Genomic DNA, 19,066 nt, shown 5'->3' with positions numbered 1-19,066 from the left:
CCGCCGAGCTGGGCAACGGGCCACACCCGGACCCCGCCGGGCAGGGCAGCGGCCTGCACCCGCACGGGCACCCCGCCCGGCCGGGCAACGGCCCGCACCCGCGCTCCGCCGAGCTGGGCAACGGGCCACACCCGGACCCCGCCGGGCAGGGCAGCGGCCTGCACCCGCACGGGCACCCCGCCCGGCCAGGGCAACGGCCCGCACCCGGGCCCCGCCGAGCTGGGCAACGGGCCACACCCGGACCCCGCCGGGCAGGGCAGCGGCCTGCACCCGCACGGGCACCCCGCCCGGCCAGGGCAACGGCCCACCCCGCCCCCCGCCCGGCCAGGGCAGAGGCCCGGCCAGGGCAACGGTCAGATCCAGCCGTTGCGCTTGAACCCCCGGTGGATGACGAAGCAGGCCACCGCCATCACCGCGAGGACCAGCGGGTAGCCGTACGTCCAGTGCAGCTCCGGCATGTGGTCGAAGTTCATCCCGTACACCCCGCAGACCATCGTCGGCACGGCCACTATCGCCGCCCACGCCGTGATCTTGCGCATGTCCTCGTTCTGCGCGACCGTCACCTGCGCGAGGTGCGCCTGGAGGATGGAGTCGAGGAGGCCGTCGTACGCGCCGATCTGCTCGGTGGCCCGCGTCAGGTGGTCGGCGACGTCGCGGAAGTACGCGCGGACCTCCGGCGGGATCACCGGTATCGGCTGCGTCGCCAGGTGCTGGAGGGGCCGGCCGAGCGGGGCCACCGCGCGGCGGAGTTCGAGGAGCTCGCGCTTGAGCTGGTAGATCCGGCCCGCGTCGCCCCGGCCGCCGTGTTCGCTGAACACGGCCGTCTCCACGGCGTCCATGTCGCTCTGCACCGCGTCCGTGACGGCCACGTAGTCGTCCACCACGTGGTCCGCCATGGCGTGCAGGACGGCCGCCGGCCCCTTGGCCAGCTGGTCCGGCTCCGCCTCCAGGGCCTCGCGGACCGGGCCGAGGGTGCCGCGTCCGCCGTGCCGGATGGTGATGACGAAGTCCTCGCCGATGAAGGCCATCAGCTCGCCGGTCTCCACCACCTCGCTCGTCGCGGTCAGCTCCTCGTGCTCGACGTAGCGCACGGTCTTGAAGACGGCGAACAGCGTCTCGTCGTACCGCTCCACCTTCGGCCGCTGATGCGCGTTGACGGCGTCCTCGACGGCGAGCGGGTGCAGGCCGAACAGCTCCGCGAGGCCGGCCAGCTCCTGCTGCGAGGGTTCGTGCAGGCCGATCCAGACGAAGCCGGCGCCCGTCTTGCGGACCCGGCGCAGGGCCTCCTCCACCTCCGCGCAGCCGTCCTGGCGGATGCCGTCCTGGTAGACCACGCAGTTGACGACGGCACTGCCGAGCGGGGAGCGGGCGGGGTGGCTGAGGTCGACGGCCCGCCGGTAGCCACGGCGCACGGCACGGCGCAGGTTGCTGAACATGGACACGGGCGTACTCCCCTTCGGCGGATCAGCGGCCAGTCTGCCACCGCCCGGCCGGCGGCTCCGCCACGCGCCCGCGCCCACCGCCCCTGCCGCCCCTGGCCCGCCCCGCCCCGCGCCTAGCAGGCCGGGGAGGAGCCCTTCTGGCCCTTGAGGTCCCGGTTGTAGAGCCACCCGGTGGCGTTGGTGCCCTCCACGCGCACGAACGTCCACTGGTTGCCGTACGAGTTGACGATGTAGCAGTGGTACCAGAGCTTCGTGCCGTCCTTGACCAGAGCGCCCTGGGCGCACTGCTGGTACGGCGCGGCCAGCAGGTGGTGGTCGCCGGATATGTAGCCGTACGTGCCCGGCTTCGGGTCCTTGTGGGTCCAGCCCGCGCAGCCCGTCGGTATGGGGCTGGGCCCGCCCGGCGTCGGCGAGGACGACTTCCCGGAGGGCGACGGCGTGCCCGGCTTCTTCGAGGTGCTCGCGGAGGGCTTGGCCGTGGGTCCCGAGGCGGAGGGCGAGGGGGCCGGGGTGGACGTGGCCACCGCGGCGCCCGTCGGGGAGCCGCCGGGCGCCGGGGTCGGCGCCGCGACTTCCGTGCCGCCGCCGCCCGAGGTCACGGCGTAGGTGACCCCGCCCGCGGCGAGCACGGCGACCACCGCGACGGCGATCGCGGCGCGGCTGCGGCGGCGCGCCCGGTCGGCGTCCGCCGAGCCGGACCGGGCGACCGTGGGTGTCTGCCCGGGCGGGGGGCCCTGCGGCGGGAAACCGGGCTGCGGGGCGGCGGGGGCGTAGGGCTGCGGAAACGATACGCCGCCCCCGGGGACGGGACCGGGCCCGGGACCCGCCGCCGGCGGGGGCCCGAATCCGGGAGCCGGCGCCGCCGCGGGCCCGGGCGCGTACGGCGAGGGCGCGGCCGGGGCCACCGGGGCCGCGCCGCCCGCCGCCACCTGCTCCAGCATCGCGCGGGCCTGCTCGGCGGTGGGCCGGTGCTCCGGCTCCTTCGCCATCAGCGCCCGCAGCACCGGCGCGAGCGGCCCCGCGCGCCGCGGTTCGGGCAGCGGGTCCCCGACGATGGCGGCGAGGGTGGACCACACCGAGGTGCGGCGGAACGGCGAAACCCCCTCCACCGCCGCGTACAGGGTCATCCCGAGCGACCAGATGTCCGAGGCGGGGCCGGGCTCCCGGCCCTGCGCGCGCTCCGGCGGCAGGTAGTCGAGGGAGCCGACCAGTTGACCGCTGCGGGTCAGCTTGGCGAGGGCCTCGTCGTCGGAGGACTCGATGGTGGCGATGCCGAAGTCGGTGAGCACGACCCGGCCGCCCCGCTCCAGCAGCACGTTGCCCGGCTTCACGTCCCGGTGCAGGACGCCGGCCCGGTGCGCGGCGTCCAGCGCGTCCATCAGCTTGGCGCCGATCGCGGCGGCCTCCTGCGGGTCGAGCGCTCCGTACCGGGTCACGGAGTCGTCGAGCGAGGGCCCGTCGACGAGTTCCATGACGATGACGGGCAGGCCCTGCTCGTGCGTGACGTCGTGGACGGTGACCACTCCGGGGTGCCGGATCCGGGCGGCGGCCTGCGCCTCGCGCTCCATCCGGGTGCGCAGGTCGGCCAGTTCGGCGTCACTGGCGTCGGTGTAGGCCCGCAGGACCTTGACGGCGACCTCGCGGGCGAGCAGTTCGTCGACGGCGCGGGCGACCACGCCCATGCCGCCCCGGCCGACCACGGAGGTCACCCGGTAGCGCCCTCCGAGCACCTTGCCGACGAGGTCCCCGTCGTTCGCTTCCTCCGCTTGGCCCGCTGGCACCCGATGCTCCGTTCCACGACCGGTCGTCCGTCTCGACGCTCTGACGGGGCACAAGCGTAGAGGCATGATCGGCGGGCGGTCCGGGCGGACACCCCCTACCCTTCACCGCGCGGCAGATGGGCCTTCGCCTCCTCGTAACCGGCGCTGCCGGGCCGCTCGGCGGGGGCGTAGAAGAGGTTGAGCACGCCGGTGTCGAAGGCCTCGCAGGAGAGCAGTTCGAGCGGGATCGCCGGCTCGCCCTCCTCGAAGAGGCGCAGGCCCTTGCCCAGTACGACGGGGTGGACGAGCAGCTGTAGCCGGTCCAGCAGTCCGGCGGCCAGCAGTTGGCGGACGACGGACACCGAGCCGCTGATGACGATGGGGGCCTCGCCCGGCTCGTTCTTCAACGCCGTGACCGCCTCGACGAGTTCCCCGTCGAGGCGTTCGGAGTTGCGCCAGGTGAAGTCGAGCGGCTGCCGCGACACGACGATCTTCCGCGCGTCACCGAGCCGCTTGGCGAAGTCGGCGTCCTCGCCGCCGTCCGCTTCACGGCCGGGCCAGGCCCCGGCGAAGCTGTCGTACGTCCTGCGGCCGAGGAGCAGGGTGTCGGCGGAGCCGACGACGGCGTCGACGGCCGCTCCCATCCGGTCGTCGAAGTAGGGGAAGTGCCACTCGTGCGGCGCCTCCACGACGCCGTCGAGCGAGATGAACAGCTCTGCGGTGATCTTCCTCATCGGGGCGCTCCGGGGGAGGTGGGGTCCTGCCGCCTTCCAGTACCAGTAGACGCCCCGGGGCGGCCCGCCACATCCAGGCCGCGGCAGCGCGTCCGGTCAGACCGGCCGCAGTTCCTCCATGGCCGTTTCGGCGACCACCCGGGCGACCAGGGCGAGCGCGGGCGAGTCCAGCTTCCACTGCTGCCAGTACAGCGGTACGTCCAGCCACCGGCCCGGCGCCAGTGGCACGAGCGCGCCGGTCTCCAGCAGCGGTTCCGCCTGCGGTTCGGGGACCAGCCCCCAGCCGAGGCCCGTTGCCACCGCGTCCCGGTAGCCCTCCGAGGTGGGTACGAGGTGCCGTGCGGCCGAGGCGGGCGAGGCGCCGCCGGTGAGCGCGCGGACGAAGTCGTCCTGGAGGGCGTCGCGCCGGTCGAAGACGATCAGCGGGGCTTCCCGCAGGTCCCGGGCGGGGGCCCCGGTCAGGTGCCGGGCGGCGAAGTCGGGGCTGGCCACCGGCAGGTAGCGGACCAGTCCCAGCGCCCGTACCGTGCAGCCGGCCACCGGGTCGGGCGAGGAGGTGACGGCCGCCATGACCTGGCCCTCGCGGAGCAGGGCCGTCGTGTGGGACTCGTCCTCTCGGTGCAGCTCGAAGCAGATGGGCGGCCGCTGCGGCACCCGGGTGAGGGCGGGCAGGAACCAGGTGGCGAGCGAGTCCGCGTTGACCGCGATCGGCATCCGGACCGGCCCGAGGCCGTCGGCCATGCCCATGCCCAGCTCGGCGCGGGCGTCCCGTTCCAGCCGGGCCAGCTGCCGGGCGAAGCGGATGACCACCTCTCCGGACTCGGTCGCCCGGACCGGCTTGGTCCGCATCAGCAGGACCCGTCCGGTGCGCTGCTCCAGGGCCTTGACCCGCTGGCTGACGGCGGAGGGCGTCACGTGCAGGGCGGCGGCCGCCGCGTCGAAGGTGCCCTCGTCCACGACCGCGAGGAGGGTCCGGACCTGTTCCAGGGGAAGCTCGTCCATCACAGACGCTAATGATACGTAAACATCTTTAGCTGTACGCGGGGGCGCGCGGTCCTTACGGTCGGACCATGACGAACGGCATCACCACAGCACTGCTGGCCGGTTTCGGTACCGGCCTCTCCCTCATCGTCGCGATCGGCGCGCAGAACGCCTTCGTGCTGCGCCAGGGCGCGCGGCGGCACGCCGTCCTGGCGGTGGTCGCGATCTGCGCCGTCTCCGACGCGGTGCTCATCTTCCTCGGCGTGGCCGGGGTCGGCGCCTTCGTCACCGCCTGGCCGGCCGCCCTGACCGCCGTGGGCATCGCGGGCGGCGGGTTCCTGATCTGCTACGGGATCCTCGCGGCCCGCCGCGTGCTGCGCCCCGCCCCCGGTGCGGCCCTCACCGCGGAGGGCGCCACGGCCGGTTCCGTCCGGGCGGCGGTGCTGACCTGCCTGGCCATGACCTGGCTCAACCCGCACGTCTACCTGGACACCGTCCTGCTGGTGGGCTCTCTGGCCGCCGACCGGGGCGACCTGCGCTGGGCCTTCGGCATCGGGGCCGGACTGGCCAGCCTGATCTGGTTCGCCGCCCTGGGCTACGGCTCCCGGCTGCTCAGCGGCCCGCTGTCGCGGCCCGGCGCCTGGCGGGTGCTGGACGGGCTGGTGGCCGCCACGATGGTCACGATGGGCGGAATGCTCCTCGCCCGCGCCTGAGGTCGGGCCCGGGCGTGGTACTGGTTCCGGTGGACCGGTACCGATGCCGGTACTCCGTCCCGTCCCGTCCCCTCCCCTCCCCCTCCCCTCCCCTCCCCTCTCCCCGCCCCCGGAGCCGCCGCCGTGCCCGACCGCCCGTCGCCCGAGGCCGTACGCGCCTACTACGCGGCCCAGCCGTCCCCGCTCGTCGCCACGACCGGCATCGTGCTGGACGGGCGCGGCCGGGTCCTCGTACTGACCCCCTCGTACAAGGACGGCCTCGAACTGCCGGGCGGCACGGTGGAGGACACCGAGACCCCGGAACAGGGCCTGGCCCGGGAGCTGGAGGAGGAGCTGAACCTGTCCGTCCCGGTCGGCCGGCTGCTGGCGGTGGACTCCTGTGCGCCGGGCGCGCTCGGCCGCTCGCTCGTGGTCCACGCGTACCTCGTGGGGCCGCTGACCGACGCCGACGCGGAAGGGATCGCCTACCCGGACGGCGAGGTCGCCGAGGCCCGCTGGCTCACCCCGGAGGAGGCCGGGGAGCAGCTGCCCGAACGGCTGGCGCCCCGGCTGCGCGCCGGGCTGGCCGCCCTGTACTCCGGTTCCGTCGCGCACCTGGTCGACGGCGTCCCGCAGCCCGGCTCCCCCGCCGGGCTGGACCCGGCCGACCGCGCCGCCCTGGAGCACTCCGGCTGCTACGACCCGGCCGGCCACCGCGCGGCCCGGCCCAAGGCCCTCACCGCCGCGAACGTGCTGTTCACCGACGGGGCCGGCGGGGTCCTGCTGGTCCGGCCCGGCTACGGCGAGCCGGGCCGCTGGCTGCTGCCCGGCGGCGGCGTCGACAGCGACCTCGGCGAGACCCCGCGGGACGCGGCGGCGCGCGAGGTCCGCGAGGAGACCGGGCTGGAGCGGGATCCCGGCCGCCTCCTCGCCGTCAACTGGACCCACCGGCCCGGCTATCCGGCGCGGATCCGCTTCCTCTACGACGGCGGGGTCCTGGGCCCGGCCGAGTTCGCCGCGATCCGGCTGCCGCCCGCCGAGCTGCTGGAGTGGCGCACGGCGGGCCGCGAGGAGCTGCGGGGTCTGGTCAAGCCCCAGCTGCGCCGCCAGATCGAGGCCTGCCTGACGGCCCTGGCCGAGGGCTCCGGCCCGCTGGAACTCCACTCGGGGCGCCGCGCGGGCCCGCGCTGAGACCCGTTCGGCCTTCGCGGGATCGCAGGGGCGGCCGGGGGGCGGGAGACTCGACGGCGACGGCCCGGGGCGTTCGTACGCCCCCGGCCCGACCTGCTCCCACCGCCGAAAGGGGCGGCCCATGCACCCGGCGCCACCCAGCACCGCCTCGGTGGTGCTGTCCAAGGGCGGGCCGAGCCTCGTCGACCTGCTGGCCGACAGCACCGAGCTGCGGATCACCGTCACCGGTCCCCTGATGCTCTTCGAGCGGCTGCGGCTGCTGACCACCCTCTCCCCCTTCGAGGGCTGCACGGCGCAGCGGCTCGAAGAACTGGCGGGCTGCCTGGAGGGCACCCTCCACTGCGGGCTCACGGGCATCCAGGAGGCGCCGGTGACGGTGGAGACGCACCGCGCCGGGGCTGTCCTGGAGATCGGGCTCGGTCCGGCGAGCATGTACCAGAGCGAGCTGGTGCTGCACACGAGGACCGCCGAGACCTTCCGCTCGCTGCTCACCCGGCTGCTCACCGACGACCCCGCGCGCCCGTTCTTCGCCGGGCTGCACCCGGTGCCGGCGACGGGGCACCTCGAACACCACCACGGCGGACCGGACGACGGCGGCGGGGACGAGGACGACCACGGGGACCACGACGGGCACGGCGACCACGGGGACCACGGCGGCCACGGACACGGCGGGGCGACGGGCGGTGGCGGCCATGGACATCCGTAGGAGCGCGGCCTCGCTCACCGCGGCCCAGCGTGACGCGTTCCTGCAGGCCGTCGTGCGGCTCAAGCACCGCCCCGCACCCGGCGGTCCGGCGGGGGTGAGCGTCTACGACCAGTTCGTCGCGCTGCACGGAGCCGTGATGGCCGTCATCGCGCCCGGACTGCCGCCCGGCGAGCGCGTCAACTACGGCCACTGGGACATCGGGTTCTGCGCGTGGCACCGCAAGTACCTGCGGGAGTTCGAGCGGGCCCTGCAGGCGGAGGTACCGGGGGTCACGATCCCGTACTGGGACTGGAGCGACCACACCGGGGCCGTGGCCAGGGTGTTCGTGCCGGAGTTCCTCGGCTCGCTGCGCACGGGCGGCCCCGCACCGGTCGCCGACGGGCCGCTGCGCGACCCCCTGCCGGTGCCGGATCGGCCGGCCTGGTGGCCGGCGGGGGCGAACGGCTTCCCCGTGCACCCGCTGCTGGCGGAGGAGTTCGGCAGCAGCCTGGCCCGGGGCAGCGTGGGGGTGGGCTGGCCGCCCCCGGCGGCGCGCATCGCCCAGCTGGAGCAGCTCCTGGTGGTGCAGCCCGGGGCGCATCCGCTGTGGTTCTTCTGGCTGGTCCTGGAGCAGGGCGCGGCGTCGGTCACCCCCCGCACGCACAACCGGGGCCACAACTTCGTCGGCGGCCACATGTCGGGGGCCTACTCCCCCAACGACCCCGTGTTCTGGCTCCACCACGCGAACGTGGACCGGCTGTGGGCGAACTGGCAGCTCGGGCGGCTCGCGGCCGTGCCCGGTTCCACACCGTCCGACCACTATCCGCCGCAGCACCAGCGCTCCCCCTTCAGCCTGGAGGAGGCGCCGACGGGGCACCGGATCGACGACGTGATGTGGCCCTGGGTGCACGACGCGCCGGGCTTCGACGTCGACCTCGACCCCGCGGTCAAGCCGATGCTGCCGGACTTCTCCGCCGAACCGGCGGCGACGGTGCGCGGGATGCTGGACACCGCGGCGGTCGACGCGGTCGGCTACCGGTACGCCGCCCCGTGAGCGGACCTGTGAGCGGACCCGGAGCGACAGGTTCCGCGACATACCCCCTACCCCTTTGGAGTATTTCCAGGGGGTCCTCTACGATGCCGCCATGAGGACGAGTACGCAGGCCGGACGCGCGGGGAGGCCCTCCGGGCTGCCCGCACGGCTGCTCCTCGTACTGGCCGTGCTCATGGGGATCGTCGGCATGCACGGCCTCGGCCCGGGAGCCCTCCCGCCGGCCGCGGCACACGCCGCCGCCTACTCGGCGGCCGCGGAGCACCCGTCGGCCGACCCCTGTGACTGCGTCCACGCCGACGGCCCCGGCCACGAGGGGCCCTCCGGCGGCCACGCCCAGCACGCCGACCCGACCTGCGCCGCGTCCGGCACCAGCGGCGCCCCGGTGCTGTACGCGCCGGCGCCCGCGCCCGGCGGGACGCCCGCCGGTGCCGGGACCCCGCACGGGGTCGTGCTCGGGGCGACGGCCTGCGGGCGCGCGCCCCCGTCACTGAGCGAACTGCAACTCCTGCGCGTATAGGCGCGGCCCCGCCGGCGTTCCCGCCGGCCGAGCACGCACGCCCGTACGCACCTCAACAGGAGAAGCACCACCATGACCGTCAAGCGTTCCCTGATCCGCCGCACCACCGCGCTGGCCGCGGCCGCCACCGCCGCACTCGTCCTCGCCGCCTGCGGCGGGAAGGCCGACTCCGGCTCCTCGGCGCACGACGGCGGCCACGACGCCCCGGCGTCCGCGTCCGCGTCCCCGTCGGCCTCCGCCGGCCAGGCGCAGGCGGCGAACAACGCCGCCGACACCGCTTTCGCCAAGGGGATGATCCCGCACCACCGCCAGGCGGTGGAAATGGCGGACCTCGCCGCGACCCGTGCCGAATCGGCCGAGGTCAAGGAGCTCGCCGCCGAGATCAAGAAGGCCCAGGACCCGGAGATCAAGACCCTGTCCGGCTGGCTGACGGCCTGGGGCGAGCAGGTCCCGGCCGCCGATGCCGCGCAGGGCGGGCACAGCGGCCACTCCATGTCCGGGATGATGACGGCCCAGGAGATGGAGCAGCTCACGAAGGCCTCCGGCAAGGCCTTCGACACCGCGTTCCTCGACCTGATGGTCAAGCACCACGAGGGTGCCGTTGCCATGGCCAAGACGGAGCAGGCCGACGGCAAGTACCAGCCCGCCAAGGACATGGCCGCCGCCATCATCAGCTCGCAGAGCGCCGAGATCGCCCGGATGAACAAGCTCCTCGGCAAGGGCTGACCCCGACGGCCGGGGAGCCCCGCACCCACTCGCGGGGCTCCCCGGCCTTCCGGTCCTCCGGGAACCGGGCCGTTCAGAACCTGCGCTCGGTCCGCCAGGTCGCCTGGCTGGACGGGTTGGTCAGGTCGTACGTCGTACCCGAGAGGCGGCCGTCCGGGCCCCGCGTTCCGGTGTAGCGGCCCACCGGGCCGTGCGACCAGGCGATGACGAAGTAGATCTGCTGGCCGTCGACCGAGCCCTCCCGGACGTTGCCGACGGTGTTGCCGGAGCGCACCGACCCGAACAGGCGCCCCTCGGCGTTCTGCGAGAAGTCCACGTGGACGGTCGCGTTGCTCTGGTAGATCTCGTACACCCCGCCCGCGTTGAACCCGGGCACCCGGGCCGGACGCTCCGCCGCCACGGCGGCCGTGGCTCCGGTCGCCGGGGCGGCGAGGCCCGCTCCGGCGACGGAGAGGAGCACGGCGACGGAGGCGGCGGTCAGCAGCTGGGGGATACGGCGTGCGATGGACATGGGCCCTCCAGGGGCGGCCGGGACGATCGGCTCCGGTGCATGGTGCACGGAACCTCGGCGGCAGGCTTACCCACCCCTTTCGCCCTGAGGCCTGACTTCACCCGAACGAGTCCCCGGCGGCCTCCGCCGTCGCCACGGGCACCCCCTCGGGGCGCCCGCCGAGCAGGGCCGCGACGTGGTCCGCGCAGCTCAGGGCCGCCGTGGTCATGGCGCTGCCGGTCATCCCCGCGATGTGCGGGGTCAGCAGGGCGCCCGGCAGGCCGAAGAGGGGAGAGGCGAAGGCGGCGTGCTCGTGCGCGAAGGTGTCCACGGCGGCCGCCGCCAGGGGGTGGCCGGGGTCGCGCAGCGCGTCGGCGAGGGCCTGCTCGTCGACGATGCCGCCCCGGGCGGTGTTGAGCAGGACCGACCCCGGGCGCATCAGCGCCAGTTCGGCCTTCCCGATCATCCCGCGGGTGCTGTCGGTGAGCGGTACGTGGAGGGAGACCACGTCGCTGCCGGCCAGCAGCGCGGGAAGGGACTCCGCCAGGGGTACCGGGGCGCCGCCCGCCGGAGTGCGGCGCGCGAGGCCGCGTACGTCCATGCCCAGGGCGGCGGCCCGTTCCGCCAGGGCCAGTCCGGTCCGGCCGAGTCCGACGATGCCGAGGGTCAGCTCCGGCAGACCGCGGGCCGGAGCGGCCGGCGAACGCCAGCGGCCCTGGTGCGCGGCCCCGTCGTACGCGCGGAGGTCACGGGTGAGGGCGAGCAGCTGGGCCAGCGCGAACTCGGCGACGGCCGTGGCGTTGGATCCCGGGGTGTGGGTGACCGCGACCCCGTGGCGGGCGGCGGCGGCCAGGTCGACGTGGTCCGTGCCGGCGCCGGCCCGGCCGATGACCCGCAGCGGGCGGGCCTGCCCGGGGGCCGTGGCGGCGGCGAGGAAGTCCGCGCGCATGGGTACGCCGCCCCGGGACTTGACGGCGTCGTGGCCGGCCCCGTCCCGGAGGGTCTCGGCGAGCAGTGCCTCCCCGTCGAAGGCGTCGAAGTCGGTGAACTCCACCCGCCCGGCCCACTCGGCCCGCGCGGCGCCGGGGTCGGCGACGCGGCGCAGGTTCAGCGTCACCTCCAGGCCGTGGCCGAGGAGCCGCTCCAGCTCCCGCCCGAGCAGCTTCCCCGGCGCGGCGTCCAGCACCAGCACCCTCTTGCGTTCCGTGCGCGTCCCCCGTGTCATGCGTCCGATCGTGCCCGGGGCCACTGACAACGGGCCCGGCGGGGTCGCCGGATCAGCCGCCGACCCGGGCGACCATCAGGGCGATGTCGTCGTCGGCCGCCGCCGGGACGAGGTGGGTGATCAGCGAGTCGCAGAGGTGGTCCAGCTGGCGCTGGGGGTCGGCGAGCAGCTGGGTCAGTTCGCCGAGCCGCTCGTCGAGGTCGCTGCCGCGCGCTTCTATGAGGCCGTCGGTGTAGAGGACGAGGAGGCTGCCCGGGGGCACTTCGACCTCGGTGGGGGTGAAGGCGATGCCCCCGACGCCGAGGGGGACCCCGGGCGGGGTGTCGAGGAGGCGGACGGTTCCGTCCGGGAGGGCGAGGGCCGGCGGCGGGTGTCCGGCGCGGGTGACGGTGCAGCGTCCGGTGGCCGGGTCGCAGACGACGTAGAGGAAGGTGGCCAGCATCGGTTCGGCGAGGTCCGCGAGCGCGGCTTCGAGCTGGTGCAGGAGCCGTACGGGTGAGAGGTCCAGGCGCGAGAGGGACCGTACGGAGGCGGAGAGGCGGCCCATGACGGCGGCCGCGGCGATGCCGTGGCCCATCACGTCGCCGATGAGGAGGGCGGCCTTGCCCCCGGACAGGGCGAGGACGTCGTACCAGTCGCCGCCGACCTCGTTGACGTCGCTCGCGGGCAGGTAGCGGTGGCTGACCTCGATGCCGGGCGGCGGGGTGATGTGCTGCGGGAGCATGCTGCGCTGGAGGATGACGGCGGTCTCGTGCTCGCGGTGGTAGAGCCGGGCGTTGTCGATGCTGAGCGCGGCCCGGGCGGCGAGTTCCCCGGCGAGGGTGACGTCCTCGGCGGTGAACGGCCCGACCGGGCGGGTGCGGTAGAAGGTGGCGACGCCGAGCACGGACTCCCGGGCGACGAGGGGGGCCATGACGAAGGAGTGCACCCCCGCGGTGAGCAGCTGGGCGGGTTTCGCCGTGTGGCGGGCGGCGGGGGCGACGGCCTGTTCGTCGAGGCGGGCGATGAGGAAGGGCTGCCGGGCGGCGAGGGCCTGGGTGTAGGGGGCGGTCGCGGGGAAGGTGAGGGTCCGGCCGAGGGGGGCGAGGATGTCGGTGACCCGGGATCCGGACAGCGGGGCCCGGCCGAGCCTGCGCAGGGCCGCGCCGCCGGTCAGCCCCATGCCGGGCTCGTCCCCGCGGGCCAGGGCGTCGAGGACGTCGACGGTGACGGCGTCGGCGAGGCGCGGCACGGCGAGGTCGGCGAGTTCCTGTGCGGTGCGTTCCAGGTCGAGGCTGGAGCCGACGCGCATGCTGGCCTCGCTGAGCAGGGCGAGGCGGCGCCGGCCGGCTTCGGCTTCGACGTGGTCGCGCTGCTGCTCGGTGATGTCGACGAGGGAGGCGATCACGCCGATCGGCATGCGGGCGGGGTCCTCCACCCGGACGTAGGAGCAGGACCAGACGCGGTCGTGGTCCGGTTCGGAGGGGGTCCGTCCGACGCGGCGGCGGTCCAGCACCGGGTTCCCGGTCTCCAGGACCTGCCGCATGGCCTCCTCCATCTCCAGGGCGTTGACCTCGGGGAGGATCTCGGCCAGGCGGCGTCCGACGTGCGCCGATTCGGGCAGGCCGTTCATGGCTTCGAGGGCGGCGTTGACCTGGAGGAAGCGCAGCTGGGTGTCGAGGATGGCGATGCCCACGGGCGAGCGGGCGAAGAGGCCGTCCCAGACCGCCGAGCTCCCGCGGATGCGGCGGGCGGCATGGGCGTCGGCGGCGAAGACCAGCACCGTCGAGCCGTGCTGGCGGTCGGAGACCGGGGAGGCCCAGATCTCCACCTCCAGGGGGTGCCCGTCGCGGTGCCAGGCGGTGACGGTGCCCATCACCCCGCGTCCGGAGGCGGCCGCCTCCCACAGGGAGCGGCCGAGGCTGCGGTCGGCTCCCGGGTGCAGCAGGTCGGCGATGTTGCGTCCGAGCATCTGGGGCGGGGTGTAGCCGAGCAGCTCCTGCGCGACCTGGTTCCAGCGGACGACGGTCCCGTCGGCGCCGGTGGCGACGAGCGCGACGGGCAGCGCGCCCAGCCAGCCGCCGGCGGCCTGCGCGGCGCTGCTGATCAGCTCGTCGACCGGGACCTGTCCGTTCACGGGGCCTCGTCCATCGGGTCCCGCCGGCGGCGGCCGGCTCGTGTGGCCTGCACGCCTCCATCGTCTGCCGGTCCGGGTGCCGCCGCCTCCCGGGGCCCGTCACCCGCCGCCGGCGAGGCGCAGCCGTCCGGTGTCGAGGGTGAGCTCGACACCGCGCTCGGTGATCCGTACGGCGGTGGGCTCCAGCGCCGGTCCGGGCGGTGCCGGGGGCCGGACGGCGAGGCGGTCGCGGATGCCCTGGGTGAGGCGCTCGGGGGCCGGGGCGCCCATCAGGGTGGCGCCGTCGAGGGTGAAGCCGAGCCGTCCGCCGCGCAGTTCGGGGCGCAGGGTGACGGTGAGCGCGCCGCCGGGGCCGGCGCCGAGGCGCAGGGTGCCGGCGGCCGGGTCGGGGGTGACCTCGGAGACGGGCAGGCCGGACGAGCCGAGCCAGGCCCGGACGGCGCCGGCGGGTACGGTGATCCGCCCGCGGGCGGCGTCCACGGTGCCCCGTCCGCTCCCGCGCAGGGTGGTCCCGTCCAGGCGCAGCCGTACGGCGGCTCCGGTGACGGGGCCGAGGGGGGCGTCGTCCCCGGCGACGGTGATCCCGGCGGCCCGGCCCCGGGCGAGGGCCAGCAGGCCGGATCCGTGCAGGTCGGCGTGGGTGGGGCCGAGGCGGGGCCGCAGGGCGTCCTCGACGCGGCCCTCGACTGCGGCGGTGGCGGCGGCCTCGGCGGCGCCGGTCAGCAGGGCCGCGGCGAGGGCTCCGGCGAGGAGCAGCCGGGCGCGTCGGCGGCGGGGGGTGCCGGGTGCCGGGGCGGGCCGCCTCGGTGGTGCGGTGGTGGTGGGGTTCATGCCCGTGCCTCCGGTGCGTGGTGGTCGTGGCCGCCCTCGGGGTCCAGGCGGGGCAGGATCCGGTCCAGCCAGGCGGGGATCCACCAGTTGGCGCGGCCGAGGAGGTTCATGGTCGCCGGGACCAGGACCAGCCGGACGACGGTGGCGTCGAGGACGACGCTGACCCCGAGGCCGAGGGCCAGCATCTTGACGACCGGGTTCGCCGAGAGGAGGAAGGCGAGGAAGACGCTGGTCATGATGAGCGCGGCGCAGGTGATGACGCGGGCGGTGGAGGCCAGTCCGGCGGCCACGGCGGCCTCGTTGTCCCGGCCGGACAGCCAGTGCTCGCGGATCCGGGCCAGCAGGAAGACCTCGTAGTCCATGGAGAGTCCGAAGACGATCGCGAACATCATCATCGGCACGTACGACTCGACGGGGACGCTCTCGTCGACGCCGAGCAGGGCGGACCCCCAGCCCCACTGGAAGACGGCGACGACGACGCCGAAGGAGGCTCCGATCGACAGCAGGTTGAGCAGGGCCGCCTTGAGGGCGATCAGCGGGCTGCGGAAGACGGCGAGCAGCAGGAGGAAGGCCGCCGCGACGACCAGGCCGACGACGAGGGGCAGGCGGTCGGCGAGCACGTCGCGGAAGGCCTGCTGGGCGGCGGTCTGGCCGGTGAGGTAGCCGGTGGCGTGGTGCGGGCCGAGGGTGTCGGGGAGGGTCTCGTCGGCCAGCCGGTGCAGCAGGGCGGCGGTGTCCGGGTCCTGCGGGGCGCTGTCGGGGACGACGGTGGAGACGAGGAGGGCGCCGTCGGCGGTGGGGGCGGGCGCGGTGGCGGAGGCGACCCCGGGGGTGCGGGAGAGGGCCTGCCGGAGGTCCCGGGCGAGGGCGGAGCGTTCCTCGGCGGACGCGCCGTCCTTGTCGAGGGTGACGACGACGGTCAGGGGGCCGTTGGCGCCCGGTCCGAAGCCGTCGGAGAGCAGGTCGTAGGCCCGGCGTTCGGTGGAGGCGGCCGGGGAGGCGCCCGCGTCGACGTGGCCGAGCCGCATGGACGCGGCCGGTACGGCGAGCACCGCGAGCAGGGTGGCGCCCAGCAGCAGGAAGGTGAGGGGGCGGCGGCCGACGACGGCGGCCCAGCGCTGCCAGACGTCCCCGTCGCCGTCGGGTTCGTCGACGGGTGTCCGGACGCGGAACCGGTCGATGCGGCGGCCGGCCAGGCCCAGCAGGGCGGGGGTCAGGGTGAGTGCGGCGAGGGCGCCGGTCAGTACGGTGGCCCCCGCGGCGATGCCCAGCATGCCGATGAAGCCGACGCCGGAGGCGAACAGTCCGCCGAGGGCCGCCGTCACGGTGAGGGCGGCGACGAGGACGGCCCGGCCGCTGGTGGCGACGGTGCGCCCGGCGGCGTCGGCCGGGTCGGGGAGGGTGTGGAGCAGTTTGCGGTGGCGGGTGACGAGGAACAGCGAGTAGTCCAGGCCCACGCCGAGGCCCATCATCACGGCGAGGGTGGGCGATACGGCGGCGAAGCTGAAGCCGGCGGCGAGCAGGCCGAGTCCGGCGAGCCCGGCGAGCAGTCCGATGACGGCGCTGATCAGGGGGAACGCGGCGGCGGCCACGCTGCCGAAGCCCAGCAGCAGGACGATGACGGCGGTGGCGATGCCGATGGTCTCGGAGGCGCGGTCGGCGCCGGCGGGCGCGGCGAGCTTCCCGAGGGGGCCGCCGTACTCGACGGTGACGCCGTCGGCGCGCAGCGGGGCGACGGCCTCGTCGACGCGGTCCGCGTAGGAGGTCTCGAAGCTTGCGGGGTTGGAGTCGAAGCGGACGGTGTAGTAGCCGGTGCGGCCGTCCGGGGTGGTGGCGCCGGGGGTGGTGAGCGGGTCGGCGACGGCGGTCACGTCGGGCAGGGCGGCCAGCCGTTTCCCGGCGGCCTCGACGGCCGGGCGGTGGGCGGCCAGGTCCCCGTCCGGGACGGTGAGGACGATCTGTGCGGGGACTCCCCGGGCGGTGGGGCCGCCGTGGGCGGCGAGGAGGTCGGCGCCGGTCTGGACGGAGGTGCCGGGGAGGGTGAAGTCGTCCTCGTAGCGGCCGCCCCAGGCCCGGTCGGCGCCGACGGCGGCCAGCAGGACGAGGAGCCAGCAGGCGATCACGAGCCAGGGGTGGCGGGCGCAGCCGCGGCCGGTCCGGTGGAGCAGTCCGCGCGGGGTGGCGCCGGGCGGGGTGGCGCCGGGCGGCGGCCCGGCCTGGTCGGTGGGTTGCATGGGCCGATCCTGGCGGGTGATTGCTCGGGGGCCGTGAGCCGATTGTTAGGGCTCTGTGAGGCCCTTCCCCGTGGCGGGCGGGAGCTCGTGGACGCACCTAGCATGAACGGCGAACCGTGCCCGTACCCCACCGGAGTCGTCATGCACCCCCGCAAGGGGCTCGTCCTGATCGTGGAGGACGACCCGAACATCGCCGCGTTGCAGCGGCTGTACCTGGAGCGGGACGGCTACCGGACGGAGACGGCCTCCGACGGCCCGGCGGGGTTCGAGGCGGTGGCCCGGCTGGCTCCGGCGGCGGTGGTGCTGGACGTGGGGCTGCCGGGGATGGACGGGGTGACGCTGTGCCGCCGGCTGCGGGAGCGGGGCGACTGGACGCCGGTGCTGCTGGTCACGGCGCGCGGCGACGAGGCGGACCGGATCCTGGGCCTGGAGCTGGGCGCCGACGACTACCTGACGAAGCCGTTCTCGCCGGGTGAGCTGGTGGCGCGGGTGAACGCGGTGCTCCGGCGCGGGGACCGCCGGGCCGGGGCCGGGGCGGCCGTGCACGTGGCGGGAGGGCTGCGGGTCGACCCGGTCCGGCACACGGTGCACGTCGACGGGGTGCCGGTGGAGTTCACCGCGCTGGAACTGGGCCTGCTCGCCCACCTGTTGGAGCACCGGGGCCAGGTCTTCACCCGGGCGCAGCTGCTGGACCGGGTGTGGGGGGATTCGGCGCACCGCGACCAGCGGGTGGTTGACGTGTACGTGTCCCAGATCCGCGGCAAGCTCGGTGCCGCGAGCCCGATCCGCACCGTGCGGGGCGTCGGCTACAGTGCGGCCGCCGGGGAGCCCGGGTGAGCGCGGACCGGACGGGGCGCGGCTCGCTCGCCCGGGAACTGGTGCTGTTCGCGGGGCTGGTCGCGCTGGTCGCCGTACTGCTGAGCGGGGTGGCCGCCTGGTACACGGCGCGCGCCACCGCCGAGTCGCAGGAGCGCGACCGGCTGGGCCGGCAGGCGGCGGTGCTGAGCCGGGTGCCGCGGCTGTCGGCGCTGCTCCTGGACACCGAGCAGCTGATCGCGGGGTCGGACGGGGTGCGCCTGGCGGTGCTGGAGCCTTCGGGGACGTTGCGCGGGCCGGCCGCGGGTGCCGTGTCGCAGGCCGGGCGGGACCGGATGCTGACGCGCCGGCCGCTGTCGGCGACCGGGACGCTGGAGGGGCGGCCGGTCCTGGTCGAGGGGCGGACCTTCGGATCGGGCGGGGTGGTGCTGGCCAAGCCGATGGAGGAGGTGGACGCGGCCGCCGCCCGGATGCGCCGCAGCCTGGCCCTGCCCCTGTGCGCGGGGCTGGCCGGGGCCGGTGCCGCCGGGCTGCTGCTGGCGCGGCGGATCTCCCGCCCGCTGACCCGGGCGGCCGCGGTGGCGGGCCGCCTGGCCGACGGCGAGCGCGGCATCGCGGCACCCGCCGCGGACGGCGGTGCGGACGGGGGTGCGGGAGGCGGTGCGGGAGGCGGCCGTACGGGGCGCGGGCCGCGGGAGGTCGCGGAGCTCAACCGTGCGATGGCCGTACTGGACGGTGCCCTGGAGCTCAGCGAGCACCGCCGGCGCGAGTTCCTGCTGTCCGTGTCCCATGAGATCCGCACCCCGCTGACCACGATGCGCGGCTACGCGGAGGCCCTGGCGGACGGGGTGATCCCCCCGGAGCGGGTGCCGGGGACGGGCCGGGTCCTGGTGGCCGAGTCGCGCCGGCTGGACCGGTTCCTGTCCGACCTGCTCGACCTGGCCCGGCTGGAGGCGGACGAGTTCCCCGTCGAGCCGGCCGGGACGGACCTGGTGGCGCTGCTGGGCCGGGCCGCCGGGGTGTGGCGGGAGCGCTGTGCCCGGCACGGCGTCGAGTTCCGCTGGGAGCCCCCGGCGGACGGGGAGGCCCCGACCGTACGGACCGACGGATTCCGGGTCCGGCAGCTGGCGGACTGCCTGCTGGCCAACGCCCTGCGGATCACCCCGTCGGGGCGGCCGGTGGTGCTGGCGCTCGCCGCGGCCGCGGGGGGCGGCGTACGGGTCGAGGTCCGTGACGGCGGTCCGGGGCTGACGGAGGACGACGTGGCGGTGGCGTTCGAGCGGGGTGCGCTGCACGCGCGCTACCGGGGCGAGCGCCCCGTCGGCAGCGGCCTGGGACTGGCCATCGCGTACCGTCTGGCGGCCCGGCTGGGCGGCACCCTCACCGCCCTGGGCCACGGTCCGGAAGGCGGCGCGGTCTTCACCCTGACCCTCCCCGCCTCGCCGGGGTAGCCGTCCGGCGGGCAGGCCCCCGGGGGGGGGGGGGGGGGGGGGGGGGGGGGGGGCGGGGGGGGCGGGGGGGGGGGGGGGGGGGGGGGAGGGGGGGGGGGGGGGGAGGGGGGGGGGGGGGAGA

At 75.8% G+C, this 19,066-nt stretch carries 17 protein-coding genes; 8 read left to right on the top strand and 9 right to left on the bottom strand.

Features of this window, described 5'->3' with window-relative positions:
* Window positions 1–353: 353 nt before the first annotated feature.
* The 4 genes from corA to AC07A6_RS22630 all read right to left on the bottom strand — a co-directional run bounded on the left by corA (window position 354) and on the right by AC07A6_RS22630 (window position 4,938).
* Entirely contained in the window at window positions 354–1,436 is a 1,083-nt protein-coding gene (gene corA / locus AC07A6_RS22645; RefSeq protein WP_362467096.1) for a magnesium/cobalt transporter CorA, read from the bottom strand.
* Window positions 1,437–1,555: 119 nt separating this feature from the next.
* Window positions 1,556–3,223, bottom strand: coding sequence for a serine/threonine-protein kinase (locus AC07A6_RS22640; RefSeq protein WP_478778267.1), 1,668 nt, complete (start codon window positions 3,221–3,223; stop codon window positions 1,556–1,558).
* A 95-nt stretch (window positions 3,224–3,318) separates the two neighbouring features.
* Window positions 3,319–3,936 carry a dihydrofolate reductase family protein gene (locus AC07A6_RS22635; RefSeq protein WP_362467056.1) on the bottom strand — a complete coding sequence of 206 codons (618 nt, stop codon included), beginning with the start codon at window positions 3,934–3,936 and terminating at the stop codon, window positions 3,319–3,321.
* Between the two features lie 96 nt (window positions 3,937–4,032).
* Entirely contained in the window at window positions 4,033–4,938 is a 906-nt protein-coding gene (locus AC07A6_RS22630) for a LysR family transcriptional regulator ArgP (RefSeq protein WP_362467057.1), read from the bottom strand.
* Between the two features lie 68 nt (window positions 4,939–5,006).
* On the opposite strand from AC07A6_RS22630, the gene AC07A6_RS22625 reads away from it, so the two are divergent.
* The 6 genes from AC07A6_RS22625 to AC07A6_RS22600 all read left to right on the top strand — a co-directional run bounded on the left by AC07A6_RS22625 (window position 5,007) and on the right by AC07A6_RS22600 (window position 9,782).
* Window positions 5,007–5,630 (top strand): LysE/ArgO family amino acid transporter, encoded by a 624-nt coding sequence (locus AC07A6_RS22625; RefSeq protein ID WP_362467058.1) that lies wholly within the window; start codon window positions 5,007–5,009, stop codon window positions 5,628–5,630.
* A 123-nt stretch (window positions 5,631–5,753) separates the two neighbouring features.
* Complete coding sequence (locus AC07A6_RS22620; RefSeq protein ID WP_478778266.1) at window positions 5,754–6,800, top strand: NUDIX domain-containing protein; 1,047 nt, start codon at window positions 5,754–5,756, stop codon at window positions 6,798–6,800.
* A gap of 121 nt (window positions 6,801–6,921) precedes the next feature.
* On the top strand, window positions 6,922–7,506 hold the full coding sequence (locus AC07A6_RS22615; protein WP_478778265.1) for a hypothetical protein: 585 nt from the start codon (window positions 6,922–6,924) through the stop codon (window positions 7,504–7,506).
* On the top strand, window positions 7,493–8,539 hold the full coding sequence (locus tag AC07A6_RS22610; RefSeq protein WP_478778264.1) for a tyrosinase family protein: 1,047 nt from the start codon (window positions 7,493–7,495) through the stop codon (window positions 8,537–8,539). The genes AC07A6_RS22615 and AC07A6_RS22610 overlap by 14 nt, the downstream gene beginning before the upstream one ends.
* Window positions 8,540–8,630: 91 nt before the next feature.
* A complete protein-coding gene (locus AC07A6_RS22605) occupies window positions 8,631–9,056 on the top strand; it encodes a DUF6153 family protein (RefSeq protein WP_478778263.1) in 426 nt (141 codons plus the stop codon).
* 72 nt (window positions 9,057–9,128) lie between these two features.
* On the top strand, window positions 9,129–9,782 hold the full coding sequence (locus AC07A6_RS22600) for a DUF305 domain-containing protein (RefSeq protein WP_478778262.1): 654 nt from the start codon (window positions 9,129–9,131) through the stop codon (window positions 9,780–9,782).
* 73 nt (window positions 9,783–9,855) lie between these two features.
* On the opposite strand, the gene AC07A6_RS22595 is transcribed toward AC07A6_RS22600, so the two are convergent.
* From AC07A6_RS22595 to AC07A6_RS22575, 5 genes are all read right to left on the bottom strand, one after another.
* Window positions 9,856–10,293 (bottom strand): hypothetical protein, encoded by a 438-nt coding sequence (locus AC07A6_RS22595; protein ID WP_362467064.1) that lies wholly within the window; start codon window positions 10,291–10,293, stop codon window positions 9,856–9,858.
* A 97-nt stretch (window positions 10,294–10,390) separates the two neighbouring features.
* Window positions 10,391–11,497 (bottom strand): NAD(P)-dependent oxidoreductase, encoded by a 1,107-nt coding sequence (locus AC07A6_RS22590; RefSeq protein WP_478778261.1) that lies wholly within the window; start codon window positions 11,495–11,497, stop codon window positions 10,391–10,393.
* Window positions 11,498–11,549: 52 nt separating this feature from the next.
* On the bottom strand, window positions 11,550–13,613 hold the full coding sequence (locus AC07A6_RS22585; protein ID WP_478778260.1) for a SpoIIE family protein phosphatase: 2,064 nt from the start codon (window positions 13,611–13,613) through the stop codon (window positions 11,550–11,552).
* Between the two features lie 99 nt (window positions 13,614–13,712).
* On the bottom strand, window positions 13,713–14,444 hold the full coding sequence (locus AC07A6_RS22580) for a hypothetical protein (RefSeq protein ID WP_478778259.1): 732 nt from the start codon (window positions 14,442–14,444) through the stop codon (window positions 13,713–13,715).
* Window positions 14,441–16,678, bottom strand: a complete 2,238-nt coding sequence (locus tag AC07A6_RS22575; RefSeq protein ID WP_478778258.1) for an MMPL family transporter — start codon at window positions 16,676–16,678, stop codon at window positions 14,441–14,443. Before AC07A6_RS22575 ends, AC07A6_RS22580 begins: the two co-directional genes overlap by 4 nt.
* A gap of 102 nt (window positions 16,679–16,780) precedes the next feature.
* Here AC07A6_RS22575 and AC07A6_RS22570 point away from each other — a divergent pair, with 102 nt between their 5' ends.
* Complete coding sequence (locus AC07A6_RS22570) at window positions 16,781–17,515, top strand: response regulator transcription factor (RefSeq protein ID WP_386272805.1); 735 nt, start codon at window positions 16,781–16,783, stop codon at window positions 17,513–17,515.
* Window positions 17,512–18,945: an ATP-binding protein gene (locus AC07A6_RS22565; protein WP_478778257.1), complete on the top strand. Its 1,434-nt coding sequence runs from the start codon at window positions 17,512–17,514 to the stop codon at window positions 18,943–18,945. Before AC07A6_RS22570 ends, AC07A6_RS22565 begins: the two co-directional genes overlap by 4 nt.
* Window positions 18,946–19,066: the final 121 nt, after the last annotated feature.

This window comes from Streptomyces sp. NPDC044002 (assembly GCF_056434525.1).
Note: the sequence above shows the minus strand (reverse complement) of the source record. Positions and strands in the feature narration are given on the sequence as shown.

Coding starts and splice junctions, on each gene's coding strand:
- AC07A6_RS22575 (WP_478778258.1), bottom strand. CDS start 16,678: ATGCAACCCACCGACCAGGCCGGGCCGCCGCCCGGCGCCACCCCGCCC.
- corA (WP_362467096.1), bottom strand. CDS start 1,436: ATGTTCAGCAACCTGCGCCGTGCCGTGCGCCGTGGCTACCGGCGGGCC.
- AC07A6_RS22595 (WP_362467064.1), bottom strand. CDS start 10,293: ATGTCCATCGCACGCCGTATCCCCCAGCTGCTGACCGCCGCCTCCGTC.
- AC07A6_RS22570 (WP_386272805.1), top strand. CDS start 16,781: ATGAACGGCGAACCGTGCCCGTACCCCACCGGAGTCGTCATGCACCCC.
- AC07A6_RS22580 (WP_478778259.1), bottom strand. CDS start 14,444: ATGAACCCCACCACCACCGCACCACCGAGGCGGCCCGCCCCGGCACCC.
- AC07A6_RS22590 (WP_478778261.1), bottom strand. CDS start 11,497: ATGACACGGGGGACGCGCACGGAACGCAAGAGGGTGCTGGTGCTGGAC.
- AC07A6_RS22635 (WP_362467056.1), bottom strand. CDS start 3,936: ATGAGGAAGATCACCGCAGAGCTGTTCATCTCGCTCGACGGCGTCGTG.
- AC07A6_RS22615 (WP_478778265.1), top strand. CDS start 6,922: ATGCACCCGGCGCCACCCAGCACCGCCTCGGTGGTGCTGTCCAAGGGC.
- AC07A6_RS22605 (WP_478778263.1), top strand. CDS start 8,631: ATGAGGACGAGTACGCAGGCCGGACGCGCGGGGAGGCCCTCCGGGCTG.
- AC07A6_RS22630 (WP_362467057.1), bottom strand. CDS start 4,938: ATGGACGAGCTTCCCCTGGAACAGGTCCGGACCCTCCTCGCGGTCGTG.
- AC07A6_RS22610 (WP_478778264.1), top strand. CDS start 7,493: ATGGACATCCGTAGGAGCGCGGCCTCGCTCACCGCGGCCCAGCGTGAC.
- AC07A6_RS22600 (WP_478778262.1), top strand. CDS start 9,129: ATGACCGTCAAGCGTTCCCTGATCCGCCGCACCACCGCGCTGGCCGCG.
- AC07A6_RS22625 (WP_362467058.1), top strand. CDS start 5,007: ATGACGAACGGCATCACCACAGCACTGCTGGCCGGTTTCGGTACCGGC.